29 protein-coding genes and 1 riboswitch are annotated in these 24,938 nt (G+C 41.4%); of the genes, 17 read left to right on the top strand and 12 right to left on the bottom strand.

Going from position 1 to position 24,938, the window contains the following annotated elements; genetic code table 11:
• The first annotated feature begins 301 nt into the window (after nucleotides 1–301).
• Nucleotides 302–679 (top strand): DUF4383 domain-containing protein, encoded by a 378-nt coding sequence (locus tag KX723_RS05475; protein WP_218813418.1) that lies wholly within the window; start codon nucleotides 302–304, stop codon nucleotides 677–679.
• A 49-nt stretch (nucleotides 680–728) separates the two neighbouring features.
• Here the strand turns inward: KX723_RS05475 and KX723_RS05470 are convergent, their stop codons facing one another.
• The 4 genes from KX723_RS05470 to thiM all read right to left on the bottom strand — a co-directional run bounded on the left by KX723_RS05470 (nucleotide 729) and on the right by thiM (nucleotide 3,702).
• Complete coding sequence (locus KX723_RS05470) at nucleotides 729–1,457, bottom strand: TenA family protein (protein WP_218813417.1); 729 nt, start codon at nucleotides 1,455–1,457, stop codon at nucleotides 729–731.
• A complete protein-coding gene (gene thiD / locus KX723_RS05465) occupies nucleotides 1,444–2,277 on the bottom strand; it encodes a bifunctional hydroxymethylpyrimidine kinase/phosphomethylpyrimidine kinase (RefSeq protein ID WP_218813416.1) in 834 nt (277 codons plus the stop codon). Before thiD ends, KX723_RS05470 begins: the two co-directional genes overlap by 14 nt.
• Complete coding sequence (gene thiE, locus KX723_RS05460; protein ID WP_218813415.1) at nucleotides 2,261–2,890, bottom strand: thiamine phosphate synthase; 630 nt, start codon at nucleotides 2,888–2,890, stop codon at nucleotides 2,261–2,263. Before thiE ends, thiD begins: the two co-directional genes overlap by 17 nt.
• Nucleotides 2,887–3,702: a hydroxyethylthiazole kinase gene (gene thiM, locus KX723_RS05455; protein ID WP_218813414.1), complete on the bottom strand. Its 816-nt coding sequence runs from the start codon at nucleotides 3,700–3,702 to the stop codon at nucleotides 2,887–2,889. Before thiM ends, thiE begins: the two co-directional genes overlap by 4 nt.
• A riboswitch (TPP riboswitch) is annotated at nucleotides 3,694–3,797 on the bottom strand. It overlaps the preceding gene by 9 nt.
• A gap of 95 nt (nucleotides 3,798–3,892) precedes the next feature.
• On the opposite strand from thiM, the gene scpB reads away from it, so the two are divergent.
• Together scpB and rluB are read left to right on the top strand one after the other, a co-directional pair.
• Nucleotides 3,893–4,504, top strand: a complete 612-nt coding sequence (gene scpB, locus KX723_RS05450) for an SMC-Scp complex subunit ScpB (RefSeq protein ID WP_218813413.1) — start codon at nucleotides 3,893–3,895, stop codon at nucleotides 4,502–4,504.
• Between the two features lie 20 nt (nucleotides 4,505–4,524).
• On the top strand, nucleotides 4,525–5,265 hold the full coding sequence (gene rluB, locus KX723_RS05445; RefSeq protein WP_218813412.1) for a 23S rRNA pseudouridine(2605) synthase RluB: 741 nt from the start codon (nucleotides 4,525–4,527) through the stop codon (nucleotides 5,263–5,265).
• A gap of 58 nt (nucleotides 5,266–5,323) precedes the next feature.
• Here the strand turns inward: rluB and KX723_RS05440 are convergent, their stop codons facing one another.
• From KX723_RS05440 to KX723_RS05425, 4 genes are all read right to left on the bottom strand, one after another.
• Nucleotides 5,324–6,568: a hypothetical protein gene (locus KX723_RS05440; protein WP_218813411.1), complete on the bottom strand. Its 1,245-nt coding sequence runs from the start codon at nucleotides 6,566–6,568 to the stop codon at nucleotides 5,324–5,326.
• Between the two features lie 232 nt (nucleotides 6,569–6,800).
• Nucleotides 6,801–6,959 carry a hypothetical protein gene (locus tag KX723_RS05435; RefSeq protein ID WP_218813410.1) on the bottom strand — a complete coding sequence of 53 codons (159 nt, stop codon included), beginning with the start codon at nucleotides 6,957–6,959 and terminating at the stop codon, nucleotides 6,801–6,803.
• Between the two features lie 37 nt (nucleotides 6,960–6,996).
• Complete coding sequence (locus KX723_RS05430; RefSeq protein WP_218813409.1) at nucleotides 6,997–7,167, bottom strand: hypothetical protein; 171 nt, start codon at nucleotides 7,165–7,167, stop codon at nucleotides 6,997–6,999.
• On the bottom strand, nucleotides 7,115–7,705 hold the full coding sequence (locus KX723_RS05425; protein WP_218813408.1) for a hypothetical protein: 591 nt from the start codon (nucleotides 7,703–7,705) through the stop codon (nucleotides 7,115–7,117). Before KX723_RS05425 ends, KX723_RS05430 begins: the two co-directional genes overlap by 53 nt.
• Before the next feature lie 3 nt (nucleotides 7,706–7,708).
• On the opposite strand from KX723_RS05425, the gene KX723_RS05420 reads away from it, so the two are divergent.
• Nucleotides 7,709–7,879, top strand: coding sequence for a hypothetical protein (locus KX723_RS05420; RefSeq protein ID WP_218813323.1), 171 nt, complete (start codon nucleotides 7,709–7,711; stop codon nucleotides 7,877–7,879).
• Nucleotides 7,880–7,946: 67 nt separating this feature from the next.
• On the opposite strand, the gene KX723_RS05415 is transcribed toward KX723_RS05420, so the two are convergent.
• The 3 genes from KX723_RS05415 to KX723_RS05405 form a co-directional block, all read right to left on the bottom strand.
• Nucleotides 7,947–8,756 carry an SGNH/GDSL hydrolase family protein gene (locus KX723_RS05415; protein ID WP_218813407.1) on the bottom strand — a complete coding sequence of 270 codons (810 nt, stop codon included), beginning with the start codon at nucleotides 8,754–8,756 and terminating at the stop codon, nucleotides 7,947–7,949.
• Nucleotides 8,757–9,018: 262 nt separating this feature from the next.
• On the bottom strand, nucleotides 9,019–9,189 hold the full coding sequence (locus KX723_RS05410) for a hypothetical protein (RefSeq protein WP_218813323.1): 171 nt from the start codon (nucleotides 9,187–9,189) through the stop codon (nucleotides 9,019–9,021).
• A complete protein-coding gene (locus KX723_RS05405) occupies nucleotides 9,186–9,413 on the bottom strand; it encodes a hypothetical protein (RefSeq protein ID WP_218813406.1) in 228 nt (75 codons plus the stop codon). Before KX723_RS05405 ends, KX723_RS05410 begins: the two co-directional genes overlap by 4 nt.
• A gap of 284 nt (nucleotides 9,414–9,697) precedes the next feature.
• Here KX723_RS05405 and KX723_RS05400 point away from each other — a divergent pair, with 284 nt between their 5' ends.
• The 13 genes from KX723_RS05400 to KX723_RS05340 all read left to right on the top strand — a co-directional run bounded on the left by KX723_RS05400 (nucleotide 9,698) and on the right by KX723_RS05340 (nucleotide 23,185).
• Nucleotides 9,698–10,852 (top strand): hypothetical protein, encoded by a 1,155-nt coding sequence (locus KX723_RS05400; protein ID WP_218813405.1) that lies wholly within the window; start codon nucleotides 9,698–9,700, stop codon nucleotides 10,850–10,852.
• On the top strand, nucleotides 10,849–11,019 hold the full coding sequence (locus tag KX723_RS05395; protein WP_218813323.1) for a hypothetical protein: 171 nt from the start codon (nucleotides 10,849–10,851) through the stop codon (nucleotides 11,017–11,019). The genes KX723_RS05400 and KX723_RS05395 overlap by 4 nt, the downstream gene beginning before the upstream one ends.
• Nucleotides 11,020–11,270: 251 nt before the next feature.
• Nucleotides 11,271–11,453, top strand: a complete 183-nt coding sequence (locus KX723_RS05390) for a hypothetical protein (RefSeq protein WP_218813404.1) — start codon at nucleotides 11,271–11,273, stop codon at nucleotides 11,451–11,453.
• A gap of 87 nt (nucleotides 11,454–11,540) precedes the next feature.
• Nucleotides 11,541–12,353: a hypothetical protein gene (locus KX723_RS05385; protein WP_218813403.1), complete on the top strand. Its 813-nt coding sequence runs from the start codon at nucleotides 11,541–11,543 to the stop codon at nucleotides 12,351–12,353.
• 240 nt (nucleotides 12,354–12,593) lie between these two features.
• Nucleotides 12,594–12,965 (top strand): succinate dehydrogenase, cytochrome b556 subunit, encoded by a 372-nt coding sequence (gene sdhC, locus KX723_RS05380; protein ID WP_218813402.1) that lies wholly within the window; start codon nucleotides 12,594–12,596, stop codon nucleotides 12,963–12,965.
• Entirely contained in the window at nucleotides 12,959–13,315 is a 357-nt protein-coding gene (gene sdhD / locus KX723_RS05375; RefSeq protein ID WP_218813401.1) for a succinate dehydrogenase, hydrophobic membrane anchor protein, read from the top strand. Before sdhC ends, sdhD begins: the two co-directional genes overlap by 7 nt.
• Nucleotides 13,316–13,318: 3 nt before the next feature.
• The gene (gene sdhA, locus KX723_RS05370; protein WP_218813400.1) at nucleotides 13,319–15,085 is read left to right on the top strand and encodes a succinate dehydrogenase flavoprotein subunit; all 1,767 of its coding nucleotides are present in this window, start codon (nucleotides 13,319–13,321) and stop codon (nucleotides 15,083–15,085) included.
• 9 nt (nucleotides 15,086–15,094) lie between these two features.
• Nucleotides 15,095–15,793 (top strand): succinate dehydrogenase iron-sulfur subunit, encoded by a 699-nt coding sequence (locus tag KX723_RS05365; RefSeq protein WP_218813399.1) that lies wholly within the window; start codon nucleotides 15,095–15,097, stop codon nucleotides 15,791–15,793.
• 126 nt (nucleotides 15,794–15,919) lie between these two features.
• Nucleotides 15,920–18,715 (top strand): 2-oxoglutarate dehydrogenase E1 component, encoded by a 2,796-nt coding sequence (locus KX723_RS05360; RefSeq protein ID WP_218813398.1) that lies wholly within the window; start codon nucleotides 15,920–15,922, stop codon nucleotides 18,713–18,715.
• Between the two features lie 151 nt (nucleotides 18,716–18,866).
• Entirely contained in the window at nucleotides 18,867–20,087 is a 1,221-nt protein-coding gene (odhB, locus tag KX723_RS05355; protein ID WP_218813397.1) for a 2-oxoglutarate dehydrogenase complex dihydrolipoyllysine-residue succinyltransferase, read from the top strand.
• Between the two features lie 57 nt (nucleotides 20,088–20,144).
• A complete protein-coding gene (gene sucC, locus KX723_RS05350) occupies nucleotides 20,145–21,320 on the top strand; it encodes an ADP-forming succinate--CoA ligase subunit beta (RefSeq protein ID WP_218813396.1) in 1,176 nt (391 codons plus the stop codon).
• Between the two features lie 24 nt (nucleotides 21,321–21,344).
• The gene (gene sucD, locus KX723_RS05345) at nucleotides 21,345–22,214 is read left to right on the top strand and encodes a succinate--CoA ligase subunit alpha (RefSeq protein ID WP_218813395.1); all 870 of its coding nucleotides are present in this window, start codon (nucleotides 21,345–21,347) and stop codon (nucleotides 22,212–22,214) included.
• Entirely contained in the window at nucleotides 22,211–23,185 is a 975-nt protein-coding gene (locus tag KX723_RS05340; RefSeq protein WP_218813394.1) for a PLP-dependent cysteine synthase family protein, read from the top strand. The genes sucD and KX723_RS05340 overlap by 4 nt, the downstream gene beginning before the upstream one ends.
• Nucleotides 23,186–23,210: 25 nt before the next feature.
• On the opposite strand, the gene KX723_RS05335 is transcribed toward KX723_RS05340, so the two are convergent.
• Entirely contained in the window at nucleotides 23,211–24,884 is a 1,674-nt protein-coding gene (locus KX723_RS05335) for a hypothetical protein (RefSeq protein WP_218813393.1), read from the bottom strand.
• Between the last annotated feature and the right edge of the window lie 54 nt (nucleotides 24,885–24,938).

Genomic DNA, 24,938 nt, shown 5'->3' with positions numbered 1-24,938 from the left:
ACTGTAATGATGACTTATAAATCAAGCTTTTCAGCCCTCTACCCAAATACTGTCCACAAAGTTATTCACAGAATCTGTGGGTAATTTTTGTTTGACCACGTATTGTCTGATTTTTAGACAATAAGCATTTAAAAAAATGATTTGATTATTTTCCTGGGTTTATTATACTAGTGGCTGGCAGGAAGTTGGCTTTGATATTATTAAAGCACTGAGCGCTATTCAGTTTGTTTTTAATCACTACAATAACCTCATTCAAAGCGTAACAGTTTCAAAAACTTATTAGTTAGGAATTCGCGAACTGATGTTAAGAGGTGTTGCCTTTATTTTTGCGTTAGTTTTTATTGCTCTGGGGATTCTTGGATTTATTCCCTTGTTGAAATATAACCAATTGCTCTTCAATGTGTTCGAAGTCAGTTCAATTCATAATATTGCTTATATTCTCACTGGCCTTATAGGCTTATCAGCCAGTGCATCGCCCAGCTACGCACGCTTATATTTTAAAATATTTGGTGTCTTTTATGGGCTGCTTGCCATTTTGGGCTTTGCCTTAAATGGTAATTTATGGTTTTTGCACGTTAATCTAGCCGATAGCTTTTTCTATCTTGCCGTGGCGGTGATTGCCGTTTACTTTGGGTTTACCAGTAAGATAGCAACGGGCGGTTATCAGCAGATGACATAAATACACTTCGCACTTGCTATCGGCTGTGTTGCTGCGCAGTGCGCAGTCCTCATGTATGGTATAGGAACGAAGGTTGCTTCATTTTCGCGGCGTCTTGCTGAAAACCCCGTTGCTGTGCGTCTATTTTATTGCTGAAGGTTTCTTGGGCATACGCACCTTGCCAAAAACAGTATTCTAATTGCGTGGCGCGCTGGAATGCGGTCAGCATATTTTCTTTAGTCTGCGCAGAAGCGGTTTCGCCTAATTCATTGAGTGTGTTAATCGCCAAATCAACGGATGTATTAAACTCAGGGCTTGCGTAGAGATCAATCCAATCTTGATAAGGGTTGTTGGGTATTTTTTCGGCTAACGCCCGCTGTCCCACCTGTTGATAAACCCAAAAACAAGGTAATAGACTGGCGACGGCTTCTTCTACCGGCGCGGCGTGTGCCATTCTCAAGAGATAATTCGCATACATAAAGCAAAAGGGGCTTTGTTCAGATTTTGCAGGTACTGCAACGGCATACTTTTTTAAGATGTTCATATGTAGATCACGTTCAGCCTTAATCGCATCCATAGCAAACTGTATGAAAAGTTCAGTTTGATGATCGTGGGGTAGTCTGCCTGCGGTTAATGCTAATGCCTTTGAATAATCGGCCAGATATAACGCATCTTGCGCCAGATAGAAAGTGAACTTTTCTAGTGGCAGCGTGCCATTCGCCAGCTCTTGATTAAAAGGTAGTTTATAAATTTTAGGCATCAGGGTTGTCACACGATTACGCATTTCATTGAATAACATGATTGGCCTTTTTTAAATAATAAAAGTGATGCACGGGTCCACTACCTTTACCAATTTTAAGGTTTTTTCCGGCGGCAATGGCTTGCTGTAAATAGGATTTCGCTTTATGAATGGCATCGTAGAGGGTATAGCCTTGTGCAAGATAGGAGGCAATGGCAGAAGAGAGCGTACAGCCGGTGCCATGTGTATGTGGCGTATCAATACGTGGGCTATCAAAGCAAATTATTTTAGCTTCGCGAGGGTTATAAAAAATATCCGGTGAATCACGCGTGGTTAAATGTCCACCTTTCAGCAGTACCGATGTTTGATGTGTTTCAGCTAAGGCAATAGCGGCAGCTTCCATCTCTTTCTTATTGCTTATTTTTTTATTCAGTAAAATTTCTGCTTCAGGAATATTGGGTGTAATCAATGTGACTAAGGGAAATAAACTGAGCAGTGCTTTGATAGTATTGGGTTTTAAAAGTACATCGCCACTTTGTGTGGTCATGACCGGATCTAATACCATCAAAGGCGGTTGATATTTTTTTACGTTTTGCGCCACTAACTCAATAATTTCTTGGCTATACAGCATGCCGAGTTTAACCGCGGCAAATTGCAGATCGGTAAATACAGCATCCATTTGCTTTTGTAGAAAGGCAAGTGGAATTTCTTGAATTGCTCGAACGCCTTGTGTGTTTTGTGCGACTAAAACCGTGATCACGGAAGCCGCATAACTACCGGTGGCTGAAATAGCTTTGATATCGGCTTGTATGCCGGCACCACCGGAGGGGTCGGTACCCGCAATGCTGAGAACACTGGGTAGATTAAGATCGTTTAGCATAAGGAAATGTCCGTGAAATGTGTGATGATAAATTTTGTGTCGCTTGTTTAGGTGAATGAGCCGAAAAAACCGCCGCTGCTACGGCAATGCCTGCAACAGGTGTTGTTAAAACGGTATGAATATTGTCAGCATGAATGCCGCCTATCGCAACAATGGGTTTTGGAAGTAGGGTAGTGATTTTTTTTAAGTTTTCAATACCAATAGGTGGACTGGCATCCGTTTTTGTCGTGGTTGCAAAAATAGGACCTACACCAAAATAATCACAATCAAACGATTGGCAGTGCTCAGCTTGTTGCGTATTCTGTATAGAAACACCAATGATTTTTTTGTAACCGAGTTGTTGCCGAGCCCAGACATAGGATTGATCTTGTTGGCCAATATGCACGCCGTCGGCATCAATTGCTTTGGCTATTTCAATATGATCATTGATGATTAAAGGAATATTCCTAGCTTTTAATAAAAGCTTCAGCTGTTTTGCAATCGATAAAATATTTTCTAGCGCTTGGTTTTTCATGCGTAATTGTACGCACGTCACGCCGTGATCCAGCACTTCTTGCAGTGTGTTAAGTTGCGTGTGATCGACGATGAGATAAAGCGAATAATCAATACTCATACACTAAGCTCTGAACGGACAACAAACGGTTCTAAGTCAGTTTGTTTGAGGGTGTATAAATTATCTAATAGCCGCGTGTAAAAACTGCCAGGTCCTGTAGATTGTTGCTCACTGAGTTCGCCTAGCAATCCAAATAAGGCAACGGCATGCATAGAGGCGAGCAATGGATTTGAATTGACGGATAAAAAAGCCGCGATGATTGCGGTGAGTGTACATCCCATTCCAACCACTTTAGTAAAGAGTGGGGTTCCATAATTTAGCATGATGCTTTGATCTTGATTCACAATGAGATCGGTTTTACCACTCACGACAACCGTACATTGATATTTTTTTGCAATGAACTGCGCAGCGCTGAGTGCTGCATCAGAGGTTTGGGTAGAGTCCACGCCTTTAGTTTTAATCTGTGCGTTTTCTAAGGCCATAATTTCCGAGGCATTACCCCGAATTAGCGTAACACCTTGCGCTAAGATTTTTTGGGAGGTTTCGGTTCTGTATAGGCTAGCCCCAGCGCCGACGGGGTCAAAAATAATGGGAATACCTGAATTTAATGCAGCTTTTTGCGCAACCGCCATCGCGTCAATCCAGTGTTTATCCAGTGTACCAATATTGAGGACTAAGGCTTGGGACAATTGAATAATATCAGGCGTTTCCTCTTCAGCGTGCGCCATAATAGGTGAAGCACCTAGTGCTAACAGTAAGTTAGCGGTGATCGGCATGACGACCAAGTTAGTTATATTATGTATAACAGGATTGCTTTGTCGAATTTGATTTAAATCACGAAATAACGTGTCTAAGCAGAGTTTTATTGTCATTTTACAGCTTCCTACGCAGGTATTAGCCTGATCAGGTTAGAGGGTTAAATAATAGAATTTTCTCAGCTCATTAAAGAGCACCCCTGTTGATAGTCGCTTATTAAACACCAGTTATAAGGCATTATACAAGTCTAACGGCTTCCCGTTTTGCTTGCTTACAAGGATTCAGATAACTGCTATAGTTATTATTATGGAAATTGCCCAACTTAAAACTATTCTGGAAGCCGCTATTCTAGCCGCCGGTGAGCCGGTGAGTGTGGAGCGTTTGAGCAGCTTATTTCCGGAAGAGCAGCGCCCGTCAAAGTCATTGTTAAAACAGGCTTTGGCCGCACTCGAAGAAGATTACCTAGAGCGGGGTATTCGATTGCAGCGGGTGGCTAATGGTTATATTTTTCATACGCCCTCGCAACTGGGTGAGTGGATAAAAGGGCTTTGGCCTGAAAAACGACCCCGTTACACGCGTGCTTTTTTAGAGACGCTGGCGATTATTGCCTATAAACAACCGGTGACCCGCGGTGATATTGAAGCCATTCGCGGTGTGGCGGTGAGTCCCAATATTATTAAAATCTTACTGGATCAGGAATGGATAGAGTCAGTAGGGCAACGAGAAGTGCCCGGTCGACCTAATCTTTATGCCACGACTAAACAATTTTTAGATCATTTTAATTTAAAGGCATTAGCCGAGTTGCCTGTACTCCCGGCTCTTAATGAGACACTCATGCCTATGAATACGGACGAACAGGACATTAAACAAATAATCCAGCCACCGCTAGAATCTGGCGCTATAATGCCTGCCAACTAACTTCATTTTATTCCTACGCTATGACAGAAAAACTACAAAAAGTATTGGCCAATCTAGGCTTGGGTTCACGTCGCGAGATAGAGCGTTGGATTCAACAGGGTCGAATAAGCATTGGTAGCGAAGTCGCAAAACTCGGTGACCGTATTGGTTTACATGCTAGAGTTTTTATAGACGGTAAGCTGATTAAACTAGTGCCTGTAACCCCACTTAAACGACGTGTATTAATTTATTATAAGCCCGAAGGTGAAGTTTGTACGCGTACCGATCCCGAAAATAGACCCACGGTCTTTTCACGCTTACCACCACTTCGGGGTGAACGTTGGATTATGATCGGTCGTTTAGATATCAATACATTAGGACTATTAATTTTTACGAATGATGGTGAATTAGCGCATCGTCTATCGCATCCTTCTTATGAAATAGAAAGAGAATACGCAGTACGTGTATTAGGCGAAGTTGACGCAAATATTCTTAAGCGCTTGAAGAAAGGTGTACAGTTAGAAGACGGCATGGCGGCGTTTACACGCATTGAAGAGCGGGGCGGAGAAAGAGCAAATCGTTGGTACCATGTGGTATTGAAAGAAGGACGCAACCGAGAGGTGAGACGCTTGTGGGAATCACAAGGCATTCAAGTCAGTCGTTTAATGCGTATTCGATTTGCTGATCTTCAGTTACCCCAGAATCTAAGACGGGGTCAATGGCGTGAGTTAAATGCAGAGGAAATTAAAAATTTAGCGCGTTTAGTCAATTTAACCGTATAGCTTATAAAATAACAGGCGATATTTCGATCGCCTGTTATGTCTATTTATTCCTATTAACTTAGCCGTGACGAATGCCAATAGAACTTTTTTGTGATGTGCTGGGTGAAGACGAATCATCTTCCTCTTCATCAATCGAATCTAATCGACTAATGAAATGGCTTCTAGGAAAGGATGAACGAACTAATACAGTAGGCGCTGTTTTATGCGGCATAACAGTGATTTGCTCAAATTCAGATGCGCTGGGTGGAGCCGAATCAATCGCATCAGACGAATCACCTGCTGAATATAAGTATGAATGGGTCACGGTAGGCGTTGCGTTGTGTGGAGCCGAATCAACTGTATCAACGGCATTGGCTGTAAATGTATTAGCAAATACGGTGGTCGGTTTGTTCTTTTCGATTGCTTTTTTATAAAGTAGAGGAAGACCTGGTAATAGAACAGCACAAGCGGCGGCTGATGCTATAAGGCTAATGGGAAATGGAATTATAAGCATACAGCATGTTATTGCACCTGCTACGGCGACCGCGGTGGTACCTAGAACGACCGCCCCCCCTAAAAAGTCTTTGATAAAAGCGATTCTATGGGTTTTTATTGTTTTATTATTTTCAATTTGAACCGGAATCGCTATTTTTGTATGGTTTAGCTTTGAATCCTTTTCCTTTGCTAAAAAATCTTGCATTTTTGTATTCCGTACACCTTCTTTGAAGATGTACCTATAGACAGTTGGGTTAGCTTTTTTATCTTCTATAATAAAGTAACATATTCCAGCGACGATATTTAAACCCAAAGCTTTCTTAGAAAGAGCCTGTACTAATTCAGATGGATTTATTTGAGCGGCATCATTTGTGGGTGATGATTCAATTTTTTTCTCTAGGTTCTCGTACATTTCGCAATAGAGTTCTACAAACTTTCTTCCAACCGACGCGTTCTCCTCATTTTTCTGATAAACAATTAAAAAGTCATTTGTACCAATTGCAATGCTTTCCCCTTGATGCTTCATATGGGGTACACGCTCTCTGCCAGTTAGTGTTTCTTTGGCGCTACGCGCTATTCTACCGAGTCTATATTTTTTAGGTTTTTTGATAACACCGTCCCCCATAACTCTTAAACTGTCCTCATCGTCTCCCGGGTTTAAAAATTCAATGCGCTTATTTTCGTTATAAAAAGGAAGCAGTATCGGTGTGCCATCGAGGTCTAGTTTGTTTTCTTTCAACCACACGATGGCAGCTTTTTTAGTTTCAAAGGGCGTTATTTGATAGGGTTCACTCGTATAGTTGAGCGAACGGGGTTTTTTAGGCGGCATGAACGGTTCCTTCATATTGTTATTTTTATGCAGGCATTCTAGTTTGTTAATATTAAATAAATATTAAACTTAATATTTGATATTTGTTTTCCTTGTTAAAGAGTGGGTTGTGGTGGGCACCTGAATCTAAGAAAACAGGATGGCATTGTTCGTATTTTTAGTAATGGGTATAAACCAGGTTTATACCCATGATGGTCAGCATACGTTTAGCCTCAGGCAAATTAGAGTTTCGTTACCCTAATAGAGGGGGTTTCTTCTGATTTAGAAGTGGTTGCAGGCAACGATTTTTTCTGCTCAGGAAAGAATCGCGGTGCATTATATCGGCTACCGAGTCGTGCAGGCGCTTCATAGGTTCAAGTGAGTCGCTATGCTCCCGAAGAATTTCGGCCATGGTGTCCCCGAAATTCGTTCGCATGACGCGACTGAAATTAGGCCGCGTTACGTCCTGCGTCCGGCACGCACTCACTCCTTCGGAGTTCATGCCCGTGCCTCCCACAAATGACTTTACGGCGTGATGCGTTTCCTGCTTCGCCCGTCAACGCACGCCTATCGCGGGCTCTTCGACTTCGCATTGCTTTCACAATGCTTTCCTGTCTCATCGTTAGATGCAAATTTTTCTGCACGCGCTTGCGCTTGCGGTATAGCCATATCATCGCGTTGCTGTTGAGCAGGCTGTAGATCATAATTCTTCCTTAAAAAATCAACTAATTCGCATTCTAGTCGCAAATGTACTTGACCTTTAAGATGCGCGTTGTCCCAGAATACTTCCTTAGTATGGATTAATTGAATTTCTTCATTAAAAGAAGTTTCATAAATTTTCACGGCATTTACAATCATTTGCGTAGCCCATGCACCATGTACGCCTTCAGCCGCAAACAATTGGACTAATCCTTTGTTATCACCGTGCTTTATTTTCAATTCTTCTTGTTCATCGGGAGAAAGCGTTAATTGGACGCTGCGTGCCTTGCCCTTTTCAGCAACAAGTTTACCATCGATAAAAAATAAAACTTCAGCCTTATCGCCATCTAATGGCTTCATTACGATCGCATTGCCTTCTATTTTTTCTAGAATAGTAGCTTGATCGGTATAGTAAATAGCGCAGCCAGTTGTAATATTATAATCTTGGGGGTTTTTCATTCGATGAGACAGGAAAGCATTGTGAAAGCAATGCGAAGTCGAAGAGCCCGCGATAGGCGTGCGTTGACGGGCGAAGCAGGAAACGCATCACGCCGTAAAGTCATTTGTGGGAGGCACGGGCATGAACTCCGAAGGAGTGAGTGCGTGCCGGACGCAGGACGTATCGCGGCCTAATTTCAGTCGCGTCATGCGAACGAATTTCGGGGACACCATGGCCGAAATTCTTCGGGAGCATAGCGACTCACTTGACTTTCGCAAAAACATCCGCAGCATCAAATACTCTCACATCGGCATTTAATCTTGCCTGACTGGCTACCTGCTTGATTAAGGCCTCAAACATTTGATATTTCCGAACCTCTGCAGATTTAATAAAGTTAGGTACTTGCTCGTCGTCAAATTTTCCTGGTCTTTGAAATTTACCTTCTTTTAAACCCAACATAGCTTGCTGTTGCTTCGATAGCTTTATATCAACGACGCGTAATTTTCCATTAGCATAGCTAATAAAGCGGCCATTTTCTACGAATAAAACCTGTTTATATTTCCCTTCGCCTACAAATAGGATGCCGTGTTTAATATTATGTGCTTTTAAAAAACTTTCCTTGTTTGCTATGTCGTTAAGTCGGTAAATAGCGTGCGTATCAAAGTTTATATATCGATAATCGTTAACTAACGCATTTATATGCTGATTGATTAATTGGCAGGTTTCTTTTACGGCCATTCTTTTTGATTCTGATTCTTCAGCATAGTGTGGGGTTACACTAATGTCGGGTAAAGAAAAAATCACGATGTTTTTAGAATAATTCGATAAACCGGTGTCTTCTTTGCCGGTTGACAAGTTGGCGATTGCTTTTTGTATAGCGTCTACAGCACGTTTAGCTGCTTTTTCTCCTGTACGGCCTACCGTGAATATATCATTTGCGCCAGAAAAAATGATACATAAATCATCACGCTTAAGGCCTCTTTTTTCTTTGTTAGATGGCTTTGTTGTTCTATACCACCAAGTTGACCAGCGATAGCTTTGATAGATTGTATAGGGTATTTTAGGCTCCAATACCGATAGTTATGGGCGGTTGCACCGCCTTGAGCCAAATCTCTATCCACGGCGTATCCCAGTGAGTCAGAGTACGATGTATACAGCGGGTTGCTGGCATGTATTGCTTCCATTTCAAATTTCATTCTTTCAGCTAATGGATATGGCCAAACAAAACTATCGGTAAATACCTTATTAGGCGATCTTCTCAAGTGAGTCGCTATGCTCCCGAAGAATTTCGGCCATGGTGTCCCCGAAATTCGTTCGCATGACGCGACTGAAATTAGGCCGCGATACGTCCTGCGTCCGGCACGCACTCACTCCTTCGGAGTTCATGCCCGTGCCTCCCACAAATGACTTTACGGCGTGATGCGTTTCCTGCTTCGCCCGTCAACGCACGCCTATCGCGGGCTCTTCGACTTCGCATTGCTTTCACAATGCTTTCCTGTCTCATCGGTTGAAGACGCGAGGATAAAGCTTCATTCCAGATAGCTTCTGATTATATTTACCATGCTTCTTGCCGCCATCACTGAGGCTATCGCCCAGTGTAATAACAGTTCCGTTGATGACGGTAGTATCTCTATTGTTAGTTTTAGAAAAACCAGGGTTATCGGTTTGGTCTATCGCTGCTGAGGTATGGAGTGATGTAATTTCTTCTGAGGGGATTTTTATTGACATTGTATGGCCACGCTGTGTTTATTATTTTTAGGTATTAAACATCAATAACATTAAGGCTTTATGATAAATAAATTTGATAAGTATTAAGGAAAGCTTAAGGAATTATTAATCGAAAGGATTGATAAGCTGCTATTTTCAAATAAAAACCTTATAAAAATAGGGTTTTTATTTAATGTTACTGTTTGGTATGCGTGAATATGCAAATGATATTTAGTTAATATAGCTTTAATGTTTCTTATATATAATCCAGCCTTATATATAAAAATAATAAATAAGGGTACTCTATGGCTAAACCAGCCCAGCAGTCATTTCAGCCATTAGCTGAAGCGGCCAAATTAATCTCTGCCAATTTCACCGCGGAAGAACGTCTATTTGCTGGAAGTTTAGCGTTTAAATTAAGAGGGCGTATTTCTGCGCGCCGAGAAATAGCCGGTGATGGTGGAGAAGAACTAGGAATGAGTGTCAGTTCTAAGTTAAAAATAGGCGTTTCAATTGGTTCGACGGTTATAAAAAAGGCTATTCCTGCGGTATTAAAATGGATATTGCCGGGTATCGCCGGTGCGGCAATGTTTATTGCCGGTGCTTCTATTGGGGTTATTTCTGTAGTGGCAGGTATTGTAGCGCTGGTTATTTTTGCTGGGACTTATTTATTGGAGCAGAGGAATAAAAATAAAATTAAAAGCAAAGCAAACATCTATAAAGATTATTTCCCAAGAGATAATAATGTTATTAAACTGTTTTCACAGTTGATAACGCTTTCTATGCATAAGAAGCTGCAAGCAAGCGCATTGCAAGCAGAGGAAAAGCATACATTGTGGCAGTCTATCAAAAACGGACTAACAAAAGTCGTGAAGCGAATAGTGGGTGAGGAAGAAGCGCCAACAAAAGAGGAAGAAAAAATAAGAACACTGATGAAAGATGAATTTAAAGAAATATGGAGTATTTTTAAAAACTTTTCACGCAATCAAAAAGACTATGATTCTTTTAAGGAAGGGTCATTAGCTAAAGAAATAACCGGTTTATTTGAGCATCATTTCGACTTGGGTGATCCGAGTGATAGAAGTGAGATTGTTAATGATCGAGACGTTAATACATTATGGATAAACGTGTTTGCACGTTATTTAGAAAGGAAAGATCTAGAAGTATATGCATTAACCATGCCTGTTTTGCAATCTAAATTAAATACGTTAACGGCAGATAATATCAATCAACATAGCTTAGTCCAGCAGCCCCTTGCGGTAGATAAATTCCAAGCTATTTTCCCGTTGAGTGAGCAAGTAGCGCCAACTTCGTTTCAACGCGGTACTAATGATGCAAGCTCATCATTTAGAACTAGACGCGCTTCCGCACCGCAGTTTTTTCCTACAAAACCCATTCTGGTTTCTGATGCAGATGAGCAGCAACAGAATTTACATGCTATGCCGCAAGTCAATCGATGAGACAGGAAAGCATTGTGAAAGCAATGCGAAGTCGAAGAGCCCGCGATAGGCGTGCGTTGACGGGCGAAGCAGGAAACGCATCACGCCGTAAAGTCATTTGTGGGAGGCACGGGCATGAACTCCGAAGGAGTGAGTGCGTGCCGGACGCAGGACGTATCGCGGCCTAATTTCAGTCGCGTCATGCGAACGAATTTCGGGGACACGATGGCCGAAATTCTTCGGGAGCATAGCGACTCACTTGTAGCAAGCAGCTAACTATTAGCGTAAAGAGGGCGGTTTGATGTATCAAGCCGCCCTTTTTATATCAATATTTTTTTATAAAATATTTTTAATATAAATTTTATTGTTAATGTAGTCTTAATCTTGCTTATATAAGATACGAATAAGTTTGCCAAATAATAACAAGTAAAGGTGATTTATGTCCGGATCAAGCAATCCGTCATTGGTTAATGCAGCCAAACTAATTAGTAGCAATTTTACACTTAGAAATCGTCAACTTGCTGGAAACCTAGCCGACTATCTAAAAGAACGCATTAATGAACGGAGAACGATAGCCGTAGGTGGTGATGCCAGCGCCGGTATCAGTAAAAAAACCAACTGAGCGATTAACGCGGGTATATTTGGCGTAACTACGCTTGTTGCGGCAGGGATAACAGTTGCAACAGGGGGTATTGCTGCGCCAATAATCGTGGGGGTTGCTGGTGCTGGTGCTGCTGTTGCGACGGGCGGCACAGGATTAGCCCTTAAAAAGCTTGCAAAGACTATGCCTAAAAGAAAAATTAAACGGAATGCAGAAATATATAATAACTATTTGCCAGAAGGGAATAGCGACATAATTAAGTTGTTTGCACAATTAGTGTCGCTTTCTATGACTAAAAAACTCCAAACGGCACTTATTCCACAAGAAAAGCCTTCTGTTTTGAATCCAATGCTCAAAGTGATGGATAACGCTATAGATGAAATAGCTAGAGTAAGAAAAATATCTAGACAAGATGAAAAAGAAGCGGTGCAAAAATTGGCAAATACGGAGTTTTCCGAAATCTGGGATATTTTTAAAGCGTTTACGCGTGATAATGCACAATACGCTTTATTTAAAGAAACGTCATGGGCTAAAACAATAACTAATTTACTTGCGAGTCATTGTGATTTGGGTGATCCAAACGATAAGAGTGAAATAGTGAGCATTCGAGAGCGCAATACTTTATGGATAAACATATTTGCACGTTATTTAGAAGGCAAAGATGAGGCTGTGCGTGAATCAGTGCTTTCTACCTTGAGTTCTAAATTTAATGTTATCCCTGAACTCCCCTTGAGCAATATCCCCTCGAGTGCTTCTTTAAGTAGTCAATGTTCTTCATCTTCTGGTATAGGCTCAAACGACTCATATACTTCACAGACTAGAGAGTCGCACTCACCGCAATTTTTTGCGCGGAAAGCAGAAATCTTAGCGGTTAATCAGCCAGAACCAGAACCAAGCTTAAATCTTAATACACGTTTGTAAAAAAAGCTTATCACACGAGAGGGCGGTTTGTTTTATCAAGCCGTCCTTTTTCTTTTTTAATTCAGCACAAATTTTTTTGATTATTTTTGGCTAATCAATCATTTTAATACTTAGGCTCAGAAAATATTTTTTAAAGAGTCAAACGGCGAGAGGGAGAAAAGCCATTTGTATTTAAATGTCGTTTGAGCGTATAATCCCCCCGTTTTTCGACTTAAACTTTATTCATTTAAGGCTGATTCTGTGGCTAAACGACCGGTTAATCTCAATTTATTGACCCTGCGCTTTCCTATAACGGCGATTGCTTCTATTTTGCACCGCGTTTCAGGTTTTATTTTATTTTTATTTATTCCCATATTTCTAGGCTTGATGGCCGTTTCGCTGCAAAGCCCGGAAGGTTTTTTTCTTGTGCATAATGTTTTAACGCATCCACTGGCTAAGCTGATTATCTTAGCCATTTTTTTTGCACTTTTTTATCATATGCTTGCCGGTATTCGACACCTACTCATGGATACAGGTCTGGGTGAAAACCTAAGGCCGGCGCGTTTTACGGCGGGCTTAGTCATGTGTTTAGCCGTCGTCTTGACAACGCTGATGGGAATTTATGTATGGTAAAAAAATTAACGAATGTGACCAGTCTGAGTGGTAATGGCTTGCGCGATTGGTTAATACAGCGCGTTACATCGGTAGTGCTGCTGTTTTATATTGTTTTCCTCTTAGGCTTCTTTGTGGCGCATTCATCGCTCAATTATGCCCAATGGCATGGGTTGTTTAACCACACAGCGATGCGTTTGTTGAGTACGCTCTTTTTACTGAGTTTGCTGTGGCATGCTTGGATTGGGATGTGGACGATTGTCACGGATTATATTAAGCCGTTTGCTTTACGCTTGAGTGTACAAATACTAATAATTATTGGGCTATTACTCTGTTTTATTTGGGGTTTAGCTATTTTTTGGGGTAATTAATTTATGGCAATACCCACTTATACCTTTGACGCAGTGATAGTTGGTGCTGGCGGTGCAGGTATGCGTGCTGCGTTACAATTAGCGAATTCGGGTCAAAAGGTTGCACTGATTTCTAAAGTGTTTCCAACGCGTTCGCATACCGTTTCTGCGCAAGGTGGTATTACCTGCGCTTTAGGTAATGCGCATGAAGATGATTGGCGTTGGCATATGTACGATACGGTAAAAGGTTCCGATTACTTAGGTGATCAAGATTCGATTGAATACATGTGTAAAACCGGCCCAGAAGCCGTGTATGAACTGGAACACATGGGCTTACCGTTTTCACGTACCGATTCAGGCAAGATTTACCAACGTCCTTTTGGTGGCCAATCTAAGAATTTTGGTGGCGATCAAGCGGCGCGTACCTGTGCCGCCGCTGATAGAACAGGTCATGCCTTATTGCATACGTTATTCCAACAAAATGTAAAAGCAAAAACACATTTTTTTACTGAGTGGTATGCGATTGATTTAGTTAAAACGGCGCAGGGACAGGTGGCAGGCATAACCGCTTTATGTATTGAAACTGGTGAAGTTGTTTTCTTTCATAGCCGAGCCACCATCTTAGCCACCGGCGGCGCAGGACGTATTTTTCAATCCACAACTAACGCCTTGATTAATACCGGTGATGGCATTGGTATGGCATTGCGTGCGGGTTTTGCGGTGCAGGATATGGAAATGTGGCAATTTCATCCCACCGGTATTGCCGGTGCCGGTGTATTAGTAACCGAAGGCTGCCGCGGTGAAGGCGGTTATTTAATTAATAAGAATGGTGAACGTTTCATGGAACGTTATGCACCGCATGCTAAAGACTTAGCGTCTAGAGACGTGGTAGCGCGTGCGATGGCTTTAGAACTGCGTGCGGGGAATGGTTTTGACCCACATGGTACGGATTATGTGAAATTAAAATTGGACCATTTAGGCGCAGACCTAATTAAGAAGCGGTTACCGGGTATACGCGAACTGGCGATTACCTTTGCCCATGTTGATCCGATTACTACACCGATTCCAGTCGTACCGACTTGCCATTATATGATGGGTGGACTACCTACTAATGTGCATGCCCAAGTGTTGACGCTAGATCAACATGGGCATGATCAAGTCGTTGAAGGCTTATATGCGGCCGGTGAGTGCGCTTGTGTCTCTGTGCATGGTGCTAATCGATTAGGCGGCAACTCGCTACTCGATCTGGTTGTCTTTGGCCGTTCTGCTGGGTTACATGTAGAACAATCATTACAAAAAGATTTACCTTTACTGTCGGTAAGCCCAGACGATTTAGAAGCGGGATTAACGCGACTGAATCGTTGGAATAACACCGACAAAGGTGAAAGTGTGGTTGAGATTCGTCAAGCAATGCAAAAGAGTATGCAGAATGATTTTGGTGTTTTCCGTACTGAAAATTACATGCAAGAAGGTTTAGCCAAATTGACGGAACTCAGAGAACGTTTACAACATGCGGCGTTAACGGATCGTAGCCAAGTGTTCAATACGGCCAGAGTAGAAGCGCTGGAATTAGATAATTTAATGGAAGTTGCTTATGCCTCGGCGGTTTCGGCGTTAACGCGTCAAGAAAGTCGTGGTGCGCATAGCCGTGAAGATTATCCTAAGCGAGACGATAAAAACTGGCTGAAACATTTACTATATTTTTATAAGGATGATCAGGTTGCATTCAGAGCCGTTAATATGAAACCTGAGACGATGGCACCGATGGAATTAAAAGAGAGAACCTATTAGGTCAAAATTATGCAATTTTCTATTTACCGTTACGATCCCGATAAAGATAAAAAACCTTATATGCAAGACTATACGCTGGCATTAGAAGCGGGTAAGGATATGATGTTGCTGGATGCCTTAGAAGAATTGAAAGCGCAAGATCAAACGCTTTCTTTTCGTCGTTCTTGCCGAGAGGGAGTCTGTGGATCAGACGGCATGAATATTAATGGAAAAAATGGTTTGGCGTGTGTAACACAGCTTTCAAGCTTGAAATCACCTGTTGTATTAAGGCCTTTACCGGGTTTGCCGGTCATCCGTGACTTAGTGGTTGATATGGAGCCTTTTTATCGTCAGTATGAAAAAGCGCAACCTTACTTAATTAATGATAAAGAACCACCGGCTAAAGAGCGTTTACAGTCTCCTGAAGAGCGTGAACAATTGGATGGTCTGTATGAATGTATTTTGTGTGCCTGCTGTACCAGTGCCTGTCCTTCTTACTGGTGGAACCCGGATAAGTTTTTAGGACCTGCGGCCTTACTATGGCTTTGTCGCTTTTTAGTCGATAATCGTGATGAAGCGAAAGAACAGCGTCTGGCGGAATTGAATGATCTGTTCAGTTTATTCCGTTGTCGTACTATTATGAATTGCACCACGGTCTGTCCTAAAGGCCTAAATCCGGCTAAAGCGATTGGTCATGTGCGCAACATGCTGTTAAAAAAAGAAACCTAAGGTGGTACGAGTCCGAGCTAGGACTCGTCTTACAGGCCCCGTCTATAGATGGTAAAATTCTAGGTTGCATTTTGAGTAGAAGAATAAGAAAATCCTTTCACTGCAAGTAGGGGAAAAATTCAACTAATGACCGATCAAGTAAAATCCGCATTTCAAAGCTTGCGTACCGACTCTTATCTATTTAGTGGCAACGGTGCTTATTTAGAGGCACTTTATGAGCAATATTTGCACGACCCTAATCAGCTAAGTAGAGAATGGCAGACCTATTTCAATCAGGTTGTCGATAAACAAAAGGACGTTTCACATGCTGATATTCGGGCTTATTTTTCCGAATTAGCCAAGCATCCTATACCCTTGGCCGCACATGGCAGTGCGGAAGATGCTTTATTATCAAAAGTACATAACCTCATTGATGCCTACCGTCGCTATGGCCATTACCAATCTAATCTCGATCCGTTAAGGTTAGCGCCAAAACGAGAAATAATTGATCTAACGCCAGAAAGCCATGCCTTAACCCCAGCCGATTTATCTCAAACCGTTCATTTAGACGGTTTATTGGGTTTACAGACCGTTTCCGTGCAAACTGTCATTGAAACCCTGAAAAAGATTTACTGTGCTTACATTGGTTTTGAAACGCAGCATATTGCGGATGCCGAGCAACGCGCGTGGTTACAAGCGCGTATTGAATCGGTAGAAGGGCAAGCGAGTTATTCCAACGAAGTGAAAAAAACCATTCTAAAAGGTCTTATACGCGCCGAAGGTTTAGAAAAATATTTAGGTAATAAGTTTGTTGCACAAAAACGTTTTTCATTAGAAGGCGGGGATAGCTTAATTCCTTTGCTCGATGAATTAGTCGCTAGAGCGAGCACCCAAGCAGTTCAAGAAATCGTGATTGGTATGGCGCACCGTGGCCGCTTGAATGTGTTGATTAATGTGCTGGGGAAATTGCCAAGTAAATTATTTGAAGAATTTGAAGGGAAATTGACGCAGGAAAATCGATCCGGGGATGTGAAATATCATAAAGGGTTTGCCACCGATATTAAAACGGATCACGGTGCTTTACATATTGCAATGGCATTTAATCCTTCGCATTTAGAAATAGTGAACCCGGTGGTTGAAGGTTCAGTGCGATCACGTCAAGAACGTCGTAGCGATAGCAGTGGCCATCAGGTGTTACCGGTATTAATCCATGGTGATGCGGCCTTTTCAGGCCAAGGGGTTGTGATGGAAACCCTAGAGCTTTCGCAAACAGCGGGTTATGGCACCGGCGGTACCTTACATATTGTGATTAATAACCAAATTGGTTTTACCACGGACCCGCAAAATGCGCGTTCTAGTTGGTATTGTACCGATCCCGCTAAAATGATTGACGCACCTATTTTTCACGTGAATGGTGACGACCCTGAATCGGTATTATTTACGCTGCAATTAGCGTTTGACTTCCGGCAAACGTTTAAAAAAGATGTGGTGATTGATTTGGTTTGTTATCGTCGTCATGGCCATAATGAAGCGGATGAGCCTTCAGCAACACAGCCATTGACATACCAGGCGATTAAACAATTACCCACCGTACGCACGCAATATGCAGAGCAATTAATAGCGAAAAATGTCATTAGCAAAGAAGAGTTAAGCCAATGGATGGATGGATATAGAAATCAATTAGATAAAGGCGAACCTGTTGTCAGTCGCTTGTTAGATGACGATTCTAAAAATCCTTATCGAATTGACTGGCGTCCGTATCGTTACCACGATTGGCGAGATTCTGAAGACACTGGCATTGCATTACAACGCTTAAAAGAAATAGCAACGACGTTGGAAACCTTGCCGCCAGGATTAACCTTACAACCGCAAGTGGCTAAAATCATCGATGACCGGCGTAAAATGACCGCAGGCCAATTACCTTTAAATTGGGGTTATGCTGAGATCTTGGCGTATGCTAGCTTGTTGCAAGAAGATTATAGTGTTCGACTTTCGGGACAAGATTGTGGTCGTGGTACTTTCTTCCATCGTCATGCCGTGTTACACGATTTTAAGACCAATCAAATTTTTGTGCCTTTATCACAGTTGGCAAAGCATGAAAAAGCCTTTACCGTGATCGATTCAACCCTATCCGAAGTGGCGGTGATGGGCTTTGAATACGGCTATGCTATTTCTAATCCGAATAGCTTAGTGATTTGGGAAGCGCAATACGGTGATTTTGTGAATGGTGCGCAGGTTGTTATCGACCAATTTTTAAGCTCCTCTGAACAGAAATGGGGAAGATTATGTGGTTTAGTTCTATTATTACCGCATGGTTATGAAGGCGCGGGGCCGGAACATACCTCGGCACGCTTAGAACGGTTTTTACAACTGTGTGCACAAGATAATATGCAAGTATGTGTGCCAAGCACACCGACACAGATTTTCCATTTATTACGACGACAAATGTGCAGACCGTATCGTAAACCCTTGATCGTTATGTCGCCAAAGAGCTTATTACGCCATAAACTAGCGGTATCGAGCTTAGAAGATTTGGCGAAAGGACGTTTTCAAAACGTGATTCCAGATGAACGCGATCTTCAAAAAGTAAAACGCGTTATTTTATGTAGTGGAAAAGTCTACTATGATTTGTTGGAACAATGTCAGGCACAAAAAATAAATGATATCGCACTGATTCGAATAGAGCAGTTATATCCTTTTCCTAAAGACGAATTAATGGCTGTATTAAAGCCATATGAAAAAGTAAACGAGGTTATCTGGTGCCAAGAAGAGCCTAAAAACCAAGGGGCTTGGTATTGTAGCCAACATCATTTCATTGACTGTTTAGCTAAAAACCAAAGCTTACATTATGTAGGCCGACCTGCTTCCGCTGCACCGGCTGTAGGCTCACCCATTGTGCATGTACAAGAACAGCAGGCTTTGATAAAAGAAGCATTAACATAATTTATTTGTATACAACCAAGTATTTTGCTTGGTTTCTAGGCGGATTGGCTTTGAGAAGCGCAGTGTACACGTTAGTACATGAGCATCGGAAAAGACAATCCAACAACGAAGCCAAGTAAAAGACGAAGGTTTATAATTTGAGGAATCATCTATGAGTATTGAAATAAAGGTTCCCATGTTACCGGAGTCGGTAGCTGATGCGACAATCGTCACCTGGCATAAAAAAGCCGGTGATGTGGTTAAGCGAGATGAAAATATTGTCGATTTGGAAACCGATAAAGTTGTTTTAGAAGTGCCTGCTCCTGACGACGGTGTATTAGGTGAAATTCTAAAAAAAGAAGGGACTGTGGTCAAAGCCGGTGAAATTTTAGCCACCATAAACAAGGATGCCAGTATGAAAACAGAAAAAACGTCTGCTTCATCAGGCGCAGCAGAAGGAACAGCACCTGCTAAAAAATCTGCGCCCTCCGAAACTGAAAACACAGCGGCTGGTCCAGCGGCACGCCGATCAGCGGCTGAACAAGGTATTCCTCTAGAAGGCATTCAGGGCAGTGGAAAATCTGGCCGTGTTACCCGTGAAGATGTATTAGGGCAACAAACCCCATCATCATCCGCCATACCAGCCAGCCAGCCCGCTACGATGCCGAGTATGGCGGTGCCACAAGGCGGCGATCGTATTGAAAAACGTGTACCTATGACACGCTTGCGCGCCATTATTGCGAAGCGTTTGGTTGAGGTTCAACATACGGCTGCGCTGTTAACGACCTTTAATGAGGTTAATTTGCATAAAGTCATGGAACTTCGTGCCAAATATAAAGAAAGCTTTGAGAAAAGGCATGGTACACGTTTAGGATTTATGTCGTTTTTTACTAAAGCGGTGATTGAAGCGCTTAAACGTTATCCGGCTGTGAATGCTTCTATTGATGGTAATGATGTGGTTTATCATAATTACTTTGATATCGGTATTGCAGTATCGACTGATCGTGGCTTAGTCGTTCCGATTATACGGGATGCCGATAAATTAAGTTTTGCCGAAATTGAAAAAAGCATTGCTAATTATGGGCGTAAAGCGAAAGAAAATCAGATCGCAATTGAGGATATGACGGGCGGTACGTTTACTATTACCAATGGCGGCGTTTTTGGATCATTGTTAAATATGCCCATTATCAACCCGCCACAAAGTGCTATCTTGGGCATGAATACCATTCAAGAGCGGCCTATTGCAGAAAATGGCCAGATTGTTATTCGCCCAATGATGTATATTGCATTGTCGTACGATCACCGTATCATCGATGGCAAAGAATCAGTCGGTTTCTTAAAGACTATTAAAGAACTTTTAGAGGAGCCAGCACGCTTACTGATAGACGTTTAACAACCGTTTTTTTAAAAATGCAAACAATCATTGTCTGAATCGGAGAATAACTAATATATGAACCTACACGAATACCAAGGTAAAAAATTATTTAGCGAATACACCTTGCCAGTTCCTCCAGGCAAGGTGGCGGCAAGTGTTGAAGAGGCCGTCGCAGCAGCGGAATCGCTAGGTGGTGATGCATGGATGGTAAAAGCGCAGGTTCATGCCGGTGGGCGTGGTAAAGCGGGTGGTGTTAAATACGTCACCAGCAAAGAAGCCGTTGCAGCAGAAACAAAGCGTTTATTAGGATCACGCTTAGTCACCTTTCAAACCGATGCGAATGGTCAGCCGGTTAATCAGGTTTTAATCGCCGAACCTTGTGATATTAAACGCGAACTTTATTTAGGCGCGGTACTAGATCGCAGTACGCGCCGTGTCGTGATCATGGCCAGCACAGAAGGTGGCGTAGAAATTGAAAAGGTGGCGGAAGAAACACCGGAAAAAATATTAAAAATCAGCATGGATCCTTTATTAGGTATTTTGCCTTATCAGGCACGTGAGATTGGTTTTAAACTGCAACTCAATACGGCACAACTCAAAGAGTTTACGCATATATTAATTCAATTAGGCAAAATGTTTGTTGAGCGTGATTTAAGCTTAGTTGAAATTAATCCCTTGATTATCGATAGCAACGATCGCGTCATTTGCTTAGACGCCAAGGTTGTTGTGGATGATAACGCTTTATTTAGACAAGCTGAATTACGCGATATGCGTGATGCAAGCCAAGAAGACGAACGTGAAAACCGTGCGCATCAATGGGAATTAAACTACATTGCGCTGGATGGTGACATCGGTTGTATGGTTAACGGGGCAGGGCTTGCGATGGCGACCATGGATTTAATTAAATTACATGGCGGTAATCCGGCTAACTTTCTTGATGTAGGTGGTGGTGCGACACAAGAACGTGTAACAGAAGCCTTTAAGATTATTTTATCAGATGAAAAAGTAAAAGGTATTCTAGTCAATATCTTTGGTGGCATCGTGCGTTGCGACATGATTGCAGACGGTATTATTGGCGCTGTTCACGAGGTAGGTATTAAGTTACCGGTAGTGGTGCGTTTAGAAGGAAATAATGCTGAATTAGGCGCTAAAAAATTATCCGATAGCGGTTTAAATATTATTGCGGCTAAGAGTTTGACAGATGCCGCGCAACAAATTGTAGCTGCCGTAAAAACACTTGCTACTGTATAATATTTCACGAAAAGGTTAAAAAAAATGAGTATATTAGTCGATAAAAATACTAAAGTAATCTGTCAGGGTTTTACTGGAAAACAAGGTACTTTTCATTCAGAACAAGCCATTGAATACGGAACACGCATGGTGGGTGGTGTTACGCCTGGTAAAGGGGGTACACAACACCTAGGGTTGCCGGTATTTAATACCGTCGCGGACGCCGTGGCGAAAACCGGTGCTGATGCCAGCGTCATTTATGTGCCAGCGCCTTTTTGTAAAGATTCTATCATTGAAGCCGCCGATGCGGGTATTCAGTTAATCGTTTGTATTACCGAAGGTATTCCTGCGCTGGATATGTTAGCGGTTAAAGTCTATTTAGAAAATAATAGCTCCGCGCGTTTAATCGGACCTAACTGCCCCGGTATTATTACACCTGGTGCTTGTAAGATTGGTATTATGCCTGGCTTTATTCACAAACCGGGTCGTGTGGGTATTGTGTCGCGTTCAGGTACTTTAACGTATGAAGCGGTAAAACAAACCACTGATTTAGGTTTTGGACAAAGCACCTGTGTTGGAATTGGTGGCGATCCTATTCCTGGTATGAATTTTGTTGATGTATTACGTTTATTTCAAGACGATCCACAAACAGAAGCCATTTTAATGGTGGGTGAAATTGGTGGAACCGCCGAAGAAGAAGCGGCTGAGTTTATTAAGTCGCAAGTAACAAAACCCGTTGTTTCTTATATTGCAGGTGTTACTGCACCGGCTGGAAAACGTATGGGACATGCGGGTGCTATTATTTCAGGTGGAAAAGGAACAGCGGCTGAAAAGTTTAAAGCTTTAGAAGCGGCCGGTGTTCATACCGTCAAATCACCTGCCGATATGGGGAAAGCGATTGCTAATTTTCTATGAGTTTTAAAACAATTTTACAAGCCATAGGCAATACACCACTTGTTAAGCTAGATAATATTTCACCGAATAAACTCGCCACTATTTTAGTTAAATGCGAGTTTATGAATCCTAGTGGTAGTATTAAAGACCGTATTGTTTCTTATATTATTAATGATGCAGAACAACGTGGTTTATTAAAACCCGGTGGCACGATTATAGAGAATACATCCGGTAATACCGGCGCAGCTATTGCGATGATAGCCGCCATTAAAGGCTATAAAGTTATTTTGACGATGCCGGATAAAGTGAGTCAAGAAAAACAAAATAGCTTAAAAGCGTACGGCGCAGAAATCGTTGTAACACCGACCTCAGCCGCGCCTGATTCGCCCGATCATTATGTCAATGTGGCTAAACGCATGGCGGATGAAACAGCGAATAGTTTTAGGATTAATCAGTACGATAATCCTAAAAATCCTGAAGCGCATTATCATATGACGGGTCCTGAAATTTGGCAGCAAGCTCAAGGGCAATGCGATATTTTTATTGCCAGTGGCAGCACCGGGGGCACCATTTCAGGCGTAGGACGCTTTCTTAAAGAGAAAAATCCAAATATTAAAGTAATTATGCCGGATCCTAAAGGCTCTATTTATTATGATTATTTTAAAACCGGGAAAGTACCCGAATCAGGTAATTGTAGTTATTTTGTAGAAGGGGTGGGTGAAGATCATTTAGCGAAAGCGATGGATTTTTCTGTGTTGGATGATGTTATTCCTTTTACCGATAAAGATGCTTTTACGGTAGCACGACGTTTAGCCGAAGAAGAAGGGCTTTTAGTGGGTGGTTCTGCGGGTGCAAATGTTTGGGCCGCTTTAAAAGTAGCTGAAACAGTGGATAAACCTACCACTATTGTCACAGTGTTACCGGATGGCGGCGTTAAATATCTCAGTAAAGTTTATAATAATGATTGGATGAAAGCACACGAGCTCTTATAAATCTCATCTGCTTTCTATAAACGCTTTAAATTGGTCGAAAGGTATTCGTATAAAACTCTTTCATGCCTTTCGTTTCCGCTATGACGGCATCTGTTACTTTTTTATCATTGGCATCAAAAAAACCAATACCCTTTTTATGCCATTGTTCCTCTATCGCGCGCGCTTGATCACCATAGAGTTCATCCATTCGTTGATGAGATATTTGAGAGAGTGTACCGTCAAGGATCTGTTTTCTAAGGTTTGCTCTTTCTTCTTCTTTTATCATTTCATCAGATTGTTGTTTTCTTTGTTCCTCTTCTGTAACCTGTCTAAATTCTTTCAGTAGAGGCGTTTCTAAATAGCTATACAGCTGCTTAAAAAGATCCAGACTAGCTTTCTCTTTAACTTTAAATTCTTCTGGTATTTTTTCTAATATTTTGTCAATTTGTTGTAGCCGTGTTTGTTCACGGTTAACCCAGTTGTTGGTTAAAAAATTTCGCCATAATGTATGCAGATTTGATTTTTCAGGTGCGTGTTTTATTTTCTCTATAATCATTTTACTGATATGAGTTTGTATCGATTTGATACTGCTTTCTATAACAGCCACTTGAATTTGAAGTGAGAATACTTCCAGGTCGCTATCTTTGAGGCAAAAGTCGGCATATTTTTCTGCTAGGACATTGAGATTAATCGCTTTTTTTGTAGCGCAAAAAATGGCAAGGGCTTGAAATAAATTAAGAGGATATTTTTCTAAATTTTTTTCGATGGGAGTGAAGGTTGATGTGTCTAAGGTTTTTTTATCTAAGGAATTAAAATGATCAATAATAAGATTATTAATAAATTCCAATGCTTGTTGTTCGGTGAGAAAGCTAAAAATATCCCCAATTAAAGATTCATTATGATGGTTGGTTTGAATTAATGAGTTTTTAAAAAGGGTAATTTTTTCTCGATTAAAAAAATGAAGTAAATTTTCATTTAATAAGGAAATGGTCTCTTTTTCATTTTTTAAAAATAGCGTATTTAAGGGTGGAAGACTATCATTATGATGATCATTTAGATATTTTTTCCATTTCATGACGAAGTTTAAAAAGTTATTCTTCAAATCTGAATATAAAACTTTTAAAAACTCCATGACAAATATGGATTCTAAACTGATTGATTGTTCTATATTGTTTAATTTATCCGAAATGAAATCGTAAGGGATTAATAAGAAAAATATTAATTTAGCATTTGAGCTAAATTTATGACTTAATTTTTCACAGTATTTGATATGTTTTTCATAATATAGTTTCCCTTTTTTTGAGCGAATAAAGGATTGGCTTAAGCCGGTTATATAGTCTTGAAAAGTTGATTCAGGTAATCGATTTAAAAATTTATCGAGTAGGGCGGTACTTACTTTTGAATCAAATGCCTCAATGAATGCCTCTAGCGATAAATCTTTAATGAAATGTCCCTGGTAAAGAATAATATTATCCATTATTTTATCGATCAGACTGTTTAATGTATTATCGGGATCAGGTTGGGAATGGGTATCTAGAATAACGAATAGATCGTAGAGGGTATTAAGATTAAATTGAGTATCGAGCTCATATTTTTTGCTGTTAATAAACTCACGTAGTTTAAAATAAAGCGGTGCCGGCGTTTTAAAAAAAGGCAGGTAGTAGCGTAACCATAAAACCCAGCGTTGAGGTACTAAGCTATCAAAATAAGTTAAGTCCATGATAGTTACTTCTATATACACATAGCACTAGAATTTTCGGCGGCGGTGCCGAAA

Origin of the sequence: Rickettsiella endosymbiont of Dermanyssus gallinae, assembly GCF_019285595.1 — a bacterium.
GTDB lineage: Bacteria > Pseudomonadota > Gammaproteobacteria > Diplorickettsiales > Diplorickettsiaceae > Rickettsiella_B.
This window is presented reverse-complemented; position numbering and strand designations above follow the sequence as displayed.

Bases quoted from the DNA above. Each gene is read 5' to 3' on its own strand.
- KX723_RS05475 (WP_218813418.1), top strand. From the start codon at position 302: ATGTTAAGAGGTGTTGCCTTTATTTTTGCGTTAGTTTTTATTGCTCTG.
- KX723_RS05470 (WP_218813417.1), bottom strand. From the start codon at position 1,457: ATGTTATTCAATGAAATGCGTAATCGTGTGACAACCCTGATGCCTAAA.
- thiD (WP_218813416.1), bottom strand. From the start codon at position 2,277: ATGCTAAACGATCTTAATCTACCCAGTGTTCTCAGCATTGCGGGTACC.
- thiE (WP_218813415.1), bottom strand. From the start codon at position 2,890: ATGAGTATTGATTATTCGCTTTATCTCATCGTCGATCACACGCAACTT.
- thiM (WP_218813414.1), bottom strand. From the start codon at position 3,702: ATGACAATAAAACTCTGCTTAGACACGTTATTTCGTGATTTAAATCAA.
- scpB (WP_218813413.1), top strand. From the start codon at position 3,893: ATGGAAATTGCCCAACTTAAAACTATTCTGGAAGCCGCTATTCTAGCC.
- rluB (WP_218813412.1), top strand. From the start codon at position 4,525: ATGACAGAAAAACTACAAAAAGTATTGGCCAATCTAGGCTTGGGTTCA.
- KX723_RS05440 (WP_218813411.1), bottom strand. From the start codon at position 6,568: ATGCCGCCTAAAAAACCCCGTTCGCTCAACTATACGAGTGAACCCTAT.
- KX723_RS05435 (WP_218813410.1), bottom strand. From the start codon at position 6,959: ATGGCCGAAATTCTTCGGGAGCATAGCGACTCACTTGAACCTATGAAG.
- KX723_RS05430 (WP_218813409.1), bottom strand. From the start codon at position 7,167: ATGAGACAGGAAAGCATTGTGAAAGCAATGCGAAGTCGAAGAGCCCGC.
- KX723_RS05425 (WP_218813408.1), bottom strand. From the start codon at position 7,705: ATGAAAAACCCCCAAGATTATAATATTACAACTGGCTGCGCTATTTAC.
- KX723_RS05420 (WP_218813323.1), top strand. From the start codon at position 7,709: ATGAGACAGGAAAGCATTGTGAAAGCAATGCGAAGTCGAAGAGCCCGC.
- KX723_RS05410 (WP_218813323.1), bottom strand. From the start codon at position 9,189: ATGAGACAGGAAAGCATTGTGAAAGCAATGCGAAGTCGAAGAGCCCGC.
- KX723_RS05405 (WP_218813406.1), bottom strand. From the start codon at position 9,413: ATGTCAATAAAAATCCCCTCAGAAGAAATTACATCACTCCATACCTCA.
- KX723_RS05400 (WP_218813405.1), top strand. From the start codon at position 9,698: ATGGCTAAACCAGCCCAGCAGTCATTTCAGCCATTAGCTGAAGCGGCC.
- KX723_RS05395 (WP_218813323.1), top strand. From the start codon at position 10,849: ATGAGACAGGAAAGCATTGTGAAAGCAATGCGAAGTCGAAGAGCCCGC.
- KX723_RS05390 (WP_218813404.1), top strand. From the start codon at position 11,271: ATGTCCGGATCAAGCAATCCGTCATTGGTTAATGCAGCCAAACTAATT.
- sdhD (WP_218813401.1), top strand. From the start codon at position 12,959: ATGGTAAAAAAATTAACGAATGTGACCAGTCTGAGTGGTAATGGCTTG.
- sdhA (WP_218813400.1), top strand. From the start codon at position 13,319: ATGGCAATACCCACTTATACCTTTGACGCAGTGATAGTTGGTGCTGGC.
- KX723_RS05365 (WP_218813399.1), top strand. From the start codon at position 15,095: ATGCAATTTTCTATTTACCGTTACGATCCCGATAAAGATAAAAAACCT.
- KX723_RS05360 (WP_218813398.1), top strand. From the start codon at position 15,920: ATGACCGATCAAGTAAAATCCGCATTTCAAAGCTTGCGTACCGACTCT.
- odhB (WP_218813397.1), top strand. From the start codon at position 18,867: ATGAGTATTGAAATAAAGGTTCCCATGTTACCGGAGTCGGTAGCTGAT.
- sucC (WP_218813396.1), top strand. From the start codon at position 20,145: ATGAACCTACACGAATACCAAGGTAAAAAATTATTTAGCGAATACACC.
- sucD (WP_218813395.1), top strand. From the start codon at position 21,345: ATGAGTATATTAGTCGATAAAAATACTAAAGTAATCTGTCAGGGTTTT.
- KX723_RS05340 (WP_218813394.1), top strand. From the start codon at position 22,211: ATGAGTTTTAAAACAATTTTACAAGCCATAGGCAATACACCACTTGTT.
- KX723_RS05335 (WP_218813393.1), bottom strand. From the start codon at position 24,884: ATGGACTTAACTTATTTTGATAGCTTAGTACCTCAACGCTGGGTTTTA.